The 7,005-nt window shown below is 40.7% G+C and carries 5 protein-coding genes and 2 pseudogenes; 6 read left to right on the top strand and 1 reads right to left on the bottom strand.

Going from position 1 to position 7,005, the window contains the following annotated elements; all coding sequences use genetic code 11:
* Positions 1 to 406 precede the first annotated feature (406 nt).
* Positions 407 to 1,171, top strand: coding sequence for a class I SAM-dependent methyltransferase (locus GMD1S_RS06165; protein ID WP_000073842.1), 765 nt, complete (start codon positions 407 to 409; stop codon positions 1,169 to 1,171).
* 295 nt (positions 1,172 to 1,466) lie between these two features.
* Here GMD1S_RS06165 and GMD1S_RS06175 read toward each other — a convergent pair whose 3' ends face one another.
* On the bottom strand, positions 1,467 to 2,318 hold the full coding sequence (locus tag GMD1S_RS06175; protein ID WP_001039490.1) for a MurR/RpiR family transcriptional regulator: 852 nt from the start codon (positions 2,316 to 2,318) through the stop codon (positions 1,467 to 1,469).
* Between the two features lie 255 nt (positions 2,319 to 2,573).
* Between GMD1S_RS06175 and pbp2b the strand changes: the two genes are divergently transcribed.
* The 5 genes and pseudogenes from pbp2b to GMD1S_RS06200 form a co-directional block, all read left to right on the top strand.
* Positions 2,574 to 4,616 (top strand): penicillin-binding protein PBP2B, encoded by a 2,043-nt coding sequence (pbp2b, locus tag GMD1S_RS06180; protein ID WP_001224840.1) that lies wholly within the window; start codon positions 2,574 to 2,576, stop codon positions 4,614 to 4,616.
* Between the two features lie 10 nt (positions 4,617 to 4,626).
* Positions 4,627 to 5,223 (top strand): recombination mediator RecR, encoded by a 597-nt coding sequence (gene recR / locus GMD1S_RS06185; protein WP_000966754.1) that lies wholly within the window; start codon positions 4,627 to 4,629, stop codon positions 5,221 to 5,223.
* Between the two features lie 303 nt (positions 5,224 to 5,526).
* Positions 5,527 to 5,802 (top strand): annotated as a pseudogene (locus tag GMD1S_RS06190) (TIGR04197 family type VII secretion effector).
* A complete protein-coding gene (locus GMD1S_RS06195; protein WP_237738350.1) occupies positions 5,790 to 6,161 on the top strand; it encodes a hypothetical protein in 372 nt (123 codons plus the stop codon). The pseudogene GMD1S_RS06190 and the gene GMD1S_RS06195 overlap by 13 nt, the downstream one beginning before the upstream one ends.
* A pseudogene (locus GMD1S_RS06200) lies at positions 6,152 to 7,005 on the top strand (virulence protein); the annotation flags it as partial. The gene GMD1S_RS06195 and the pseudogene GMD1S_RS06200, both read left to right, overlap by 10 nt.

A 7,005-nucleotide genomic window follows, 5' to 3' on the forward strand; every position in this document is an offset into this window, starting at 1 on the left:
GTACTTGAGTACGGCAAGGTGAAGCTGACGTGGTTTGAATTTGATTTTCGAAGAGTATCAAGACAAAACAATCCTAGTTTGGAGCTATAGAATTAAGAAAAACACTGAATCACTACTTGAGTGAAAACTGTTTTGCTTAATTCTTTTTTTATTGAAAAATTTGAGCCAAAGGAGGTAATCGTGAGAAACTAGGAGAAAATAACTACCTTGCATAAGAAGTTAAGGCGAGAGCAATTCTATCATCCATTTAATTGATATTTAGCTTGACTAAATGGGAAAATGTGGAAAAATGATATAATGAGATGGATGAGAATTGACAAATTAGAATTTGTAGAGGTGATAAAACTGTAATGGCAACCTATTCACCTGAAGTCGAAATCATATAAAATTACGAGGAGATTGTAAGATGAGTAATTATATAAAATTAAATGAAGATAGATGGAATAATGTAAAAAATGACTATACTGAGCCATTGACACAGGAAGAATTAGAAGAAATTAGAAAGCATCCAATCTCTGTTGCCTTAACTGTTGGGGAAAAAGTCCCCACAGAATGGTTTGAAAAAGCCAAGGGAAAAAAGATATTAGGTTTAGCTTGTGGTGGTGGACAGCAGGGTCCCGTTTTTGCTGTGAAAGGTTATGATGTCACCATCATGGATTTTTCTAAATCACAATTAGAAAGAGATGAGATGGTTGCAAAAAGAGAAGGCCTAAAAATCAATACGGTTCAAAGCGATATGACAAAAGCATTTCCATTTGAAGATGAAACTTTTGATATTATTTTTAATCCGGTTTCAAATGTATATATAGAAGATTTAGATAACATGTATAAAGAAGCCTCTCGCGTATTGAAAAAGGGCGGTTTGTTAATGGTTGGATTTATGAATCCCTGGATCTACATGTATGATGCTGACACTGTATGGGATAAACCCGATGAGGAATTACTGTTAAAGTTTTCACTACCTTTTAATTCAAGAGAGCTTGAAGAGGAAGGCAAAATCACCATCAATCCAGAATATGGATATGAATTTAGCCATACCTTAGAAACACAGATTAGAGGACAACTAAAAAACGGTCTCGCTATGATCGATTTTTATGAATCATGTGATAAAAGACATCGATTATCACCTTATGGAAATGATTATATCGCTACACTTTGCATTAAACTATAAACTTATAGAACATACTTCAGGAGAATAGCTCATTTTATTTTCCTGAAGGGTTAAAATCTAAATCTCACTTTGTCGAAGCAAAATAATTAAATAAAATTAGAGAGAGGAAGTAAAAGCAGCAAATAGTTGAAACTTCCTTTTTTTGATGTCAAACATTCAAAAATGGAAAGGAGATTTAAGGAAGAACTGAAAATACAGATAAACAAGGCATTAGAACAAAGAGAAAGATTGGAAAGACTACCTATGAGTCTACTATCATTTCAAGACAAAACAATCCTAGTTTGGTTGAACCAAACTAGGATTTTCTAACGCGTTTTTGTCTACGATAGCCGTTGAGCTTTTTATTTTCCCAATAGCTGTTAAAGATTTTTTCCTTGCTCTCGCGATTGATTTCCAAAAAGTAGGCATAAATCAAATCTATTAAAATGAGCATAGGGAGTTGAGCGGAAATACGCTGGATGTAAGAAGATTGACTGTGGCTTGCCACAAGGACTGTTTCGGTATAGGCCTGACTGTTTTTGTTTGGAGCACTGGTAAAGAGAATGGTCTTGGCCCCCATTTCCTTGGCATCCAACAAACTATCGAGGACGGATTGGGTAGTGCCTGATAGGGAAAAGCCAAGTACCAGACAGTTTTCATCCATGATACTAGTCGTCCAAGCAAAGCCATCCTGATCGGTCAAAGCTTCACAGACAACACCTAGTCGCATAAAGCGCAGTTTCATCTCACGGGCAATCAGACCAGAACTTCCCGTCCCAAAGAAGTAAACTCGTTCTGCGTCATCGATTAATTGGGCGACGCGTTCCAGTTGTTCTTCGTCAATCAAATCCTGAGTTTGTTCTCGCATGATACTGTAGCTTCGCAAAACACGTTTGGTCAAAGGACTGTGTTTGTGCGAATGAGTGTCCGGTTTACTAGACTGGTGCTGGTATTGAAAGACGAACTCTCGGTAGCCTGTAAAACCACACTTTTTGGCAAAGCGGGTCAAGGCTGCTTGGGAGATATGTAATTTCTGGGTGACTTGCTGAGAAGAAAGATCATCTTGGATCGTTTCAGTTTGCAAAAAATAGCGAGCGATTTCTTGCTCGAGCTCGGTTAATTCTTCAAAATGGAGGTCGATTATGGTTGCGATATCTGGCTTGTTCATGAGGCTCCTTTTTATGAGTCAAAGTCTTAAAAGTTAACGCTTTCCTAACTATTACTATCATTATATCATAGAAAATAGGATAACCAAATAAAAAGGCATTTTCAGTTAAAAGTCAAAAAATGCTTCGACTTTTCCAAGAGTTTCTCCGTAAAATATGGTACAATGAAATGTACTGAGCTTTACCTGTTTGCTCTATTATTTTAGGGGAAATAAGGGTAAAAATCAGAAATTTTTCTAGAAAAGAGTCTTAGCTGTATGAGAAAATTTAATAGCCATTCGATTCCGATTCGGCTTAATTTACTATTTGCGATTGTCATCTTGCTCTTTATGGCCATTATTGGTCGATTGTTATACATGCAGGTGCTCAATAAGGATTTTTATGAAACAAAATTGGCCTCAGCCAGCCAAACAAGGGTAACAACCAGTTCAGCTCGTGGACAGATCTATGATGCAGCAGGGAAACCCTTGGTAGAAAACACTGTCAAGCAGGTTGTTTCTTTCACACGAAACAATAAAATGACGGCAGCTGAATTGAAGGAGACAGCCAAGAAACTCCTTACATATGTAAATGTAACCTCCCCTGATCTGACTGATCGACAGATTGCAGACTATTACTTAGCGGACCAGGATATTTACAAAAAAACAGTCGAATCCTTGCCAAGCGATAAACGCCTGGATTCAGATGGGAATCGTTTATCAGAAGCGACACTTTACAATAATGCGGTTGAAAGCATTGACGTGAGTCAACTTAATTATACAGATGACCAGAAAAAGGAAATCTATCTCTTTAGTCAGCTCAATGCCGTTGAAAATTTTGCGACAGGAACCATTTCTACGGATGCCTTAGATGATACCCAAGTTGCTCTCGTTGCATCAGCGTCCAAGGAATTACCAGGTATCAGTATTTCAACCTCATGGGATCGTAAAGTACTGGATACATCTTTATCGACAATCGTCGGTAGCGTTTCAAATGAAAAGTCAGGACTTCCAGCAGAGGAAGTTGATGCCTATCTCAAAAAAGGCTATTCTCTCAATGACCGAGTGGGAACTTCCTATCTTGAAAAGCAATATGAAGATGTTCTTCAAGGGAAACGCTCCGTCAAAGAAATCCACCTCGACAAACACGGAAATATGGAAAGTGTGGAAAATGTCGAAGAAGGAAGCAAAGGAAACAACATCAAGTTAACGGTTGACCTAGCTTTCCAGAATGGTGTGGACGACCTACTCAAGAGCTACTTCAACTCAGAGTTGGGTAACGGTGGAGCAAAGTACTCTGAAGGAGTCTACGCTGTAGCTCTCAATCCTAAAACCGGTGCAGTTCTGGCCATGTCTGGTGTCAAGCATGATGTCGAATCCGGTAAATTAAGTTCAGATTCGCTTGGAACGATAACCAATGTCTTTGTGCCAGGATCTGTTGTTAAGGCGGCGACCATCAGCTCTGGTTGGGAAAATGGAGTCTTGTCAGGTAATCAAACCTTGACAGACCAGCCGATTGTTTTCCAAGGTTCGGCCCCTATCAATTCATGGTATACCTTGTCCTATGGCTCTTTCCCTATCACAGCAGTTGAGGCTTTGGAATACTCTTCTAATACCTACATGGTTCAAACTGCGCTAGGAATCATGGGACAAACCTACACACCAAATATGACAGTCGCAACGGGACAGTTAGAGACTGCAATGGGCAAATTGCGATCAACCTTCGGGGAATATGGACTCGGAGCTTCAACAGGAATTGACCTCCCAGATGAGTCAACTGGTTTTATACCAAAAGAGTATAATTTTGCTAATTACATTACCAATGCCTTTGGTCAGTTTGATAACTACACCCCAATGCAATTGGCCCAGTACGTTGGAACTATTGCCAACAACGGTGTTCGGATTGCCCCCCACATTGTTGAGGGGATTTATGGAAACAACGAACAAGGTGGCTTAGGGAACTTAATCCAATCTGTTGAAACCAAGGAAATGAATAAAATTAATATTTCTGAGTCTGATGTTTCCATCCTCCAACAAGGATTTTATCAAGTGTCACATGGTGGTAGTGCTTTGACAACCGGTCGTGCCTTTTCAAATGGCGCAGCGGTATCCATTAGTGGAAAAACTGGTACTGCCGAGAGTTATGTTGCGGGAGGTCAAGAAGCTAACAATACTAATGCTGTGGCCTATGCACCATCAGATAATCCTCAAATCGCTGTAGCTGTTGTCTTTCCTCATAACACCAACCTTACAAATGGTGTCGGACCTTCCATTGCGCGCGATATTATCAACCTCTATAACCAACATCATCCAATGAATTAGAAAGGAACATATGCTTTATCCAACACCTATTGCCAAGCTAATTGACAGTTATTCGAAGTTACCGGGTATCGGGATTAAGACGGCTACCCGTCTGGCCTTCTATACTATTGGAATGTCTGATGACGATGTCAATGAATTTGCTAAAAATCTCCTTTCTGCTAAGAGAGAGCTGACCTACTGTTCCATCTGCGGTCGCCTGACTGATGACGATCCTTGCTCTATCTGTACGGATCCGACTCGAGACCAGACAACCATCTTGGTGCTAGAGGATAGTCGCGATGTGGCTGCTATGGAAAATATCCAAGAATACCACGGACTCTATCATGTCTTGCATGGCCTTATTTCTCCGATGAATGGCATCAGCCCAGACGATATCAACCTCAAGAGTCTCATGACCCGTCTCATGGATAGTGAGGTTTCAGAGGTGATCGTAGCAACCAATGCGACAGCGGATGGAGAAGCGACATCTATGTATCTCTCTCGTCTCCTCAAGCCAGCTGGCATCAAGGTCACTCGCCTAGCACGAGGTCTAGCCGTGGGAGCAGATATCGAGTATGCGGACGAAGTCACACTCTTACGAGCCATTGAAAATCGGACAGAGTTGTAGGAGTCAGTAAAAACGTAGCTCATTTTGACACATAAGACAAGCCCTAGGAATTTTTCTTAGGGCTTGTCTTTTTCTGTTTCTCACGAGAGGTGAACAAGCCTTGCTAATAAAACTACTCGAACTATAAGGCATAAGAAAACGGGTTTCCAAAATGACTAGTGACGTCTTTGTCAAACTCATTCACTGAGCGATAGAGTTTATTCTAAGGAGATGAGCGCATTTGCCCTTAGGGTTTGTTTTGAAATCGCACTATTTTTGTGTTATGATATGGTCAATATACAATGAATAAAGGGAGTTTGAAATATGGGTGGAAAGATAAAATCTAGCACGATAGCAGCAGAGGCAGCTATTAATGAATTGGTCGGGTATGACACGAGCAAGAAGCAAAATCAGTAGGTAGAATTTTCGTATACTTCTGAAATTGCTGGGATGGAAGCTGGACGTCAGGCCTGCAATCAAATGCTTCAGGCGGTCAGTGATTTCAGCTCGGCTGTTTTGACCCAAGCAAATAAGTTTCCAGAAATTGCTCATAAGATTGAAAAACGCGACGTAGAGCAGGCTAAGAGGTGGGAACATTAAAAATGGCAGATAAGAACGAAGAAAAACGCTACAAACTTTGGAGAGAAATTGTCAAGATTGACGATAAAGAAGAAAGTCTTCAGACTCTAAAAAGACAATATGAACAGCAGCTAACTCACTTTCACTCAGAAATCCAGAGCATCCACCATCGTATGGCGACTCTATTGGCTCTCTCACCCAGTTCTCGTCAAATGATAGAGCAAATCGAAAGTGAAAATAGAACCATTCAGCGACAGGTCAACTCCTATGTAGATGAGGAACTGGATGAATTGGGAAAACAAACGAAGAAGGCTCGTCGAACTTTCGATGAAGCCAGAGAAGAACTGATATCGGAAAGGAATCGGCTACCATGGGAGTAAAATACAGCGCACAAGAATCACAAGAATTGATTCAGGCCATGACTAACAACCTCCAAGTCGCAAATGAAGTCACGGACCGCTTATCTAGTGGCTGTGATCACCTGATTTCCTCTTTAGACTCAGGTGAGCTGACAGGAGCAGCCTACACAGCTGGTAAAGGTCTCTTCACAGAGATTATCATCCCCAGCATCAAGAAGTTACAAGCAGCGATAGATGATATCCAACTAGAGTTGACTTCCTACAAAAATGCGGATGCTCAGATCTCAGGATATGGTGATTTGGACCTGGACCAACTCAAGGAACTGAAAAAATTGAGGGAAGAGCAGTTAGCTATCGTAGAAGCTCAGATTCAAGCGAGAGAGAACTGGCTAAATCAAATCAAAGACCTCTTTACACTGAATTGGGGGAAAGCCTTCTCTGAGAAGACCATCCTCTACAATACCAAATCTCAAATCGAGTCAGGTATTCAGGATTTGGAAGACAAGATTGAAAAACTAGAATTCTTTGTCTCACAGGTTTCCCAGTATTTCAGTGATAGCCTAGAAGTCCTTAGCTTAGCGATTCAAGGAGCTACGCAACTAAGTAAAATCATTGTCGATAGTGATGGCAACTACTATGCGGACGGTCTGGACATGCGCTGGGTGCAAAAGATGAAGGATGTGAAGATTGTTTCGCATGCCAAAAGAGATTTTCAAGACTCTGAAACTCGTGCAATCAATAAAGCATCAAGGGATATGATGTTATCAGAAGATGGTGATGCCTACTATCGTGCCGAATTAAAGAAGCGCTTAAAAGGTCACGACAAGTCCGAATGGGATAAAATAATTGACGACTACAATCACAC

It is taken from the genome of Streptococcus sp. GMD1S (genome assembly GCF_000296875.1).
Classification (GTDB): domain Bacteria; phylum Bacillota; class Bacilli; order Lactobacillales; family Streptococcaceae; genus Streptococcus.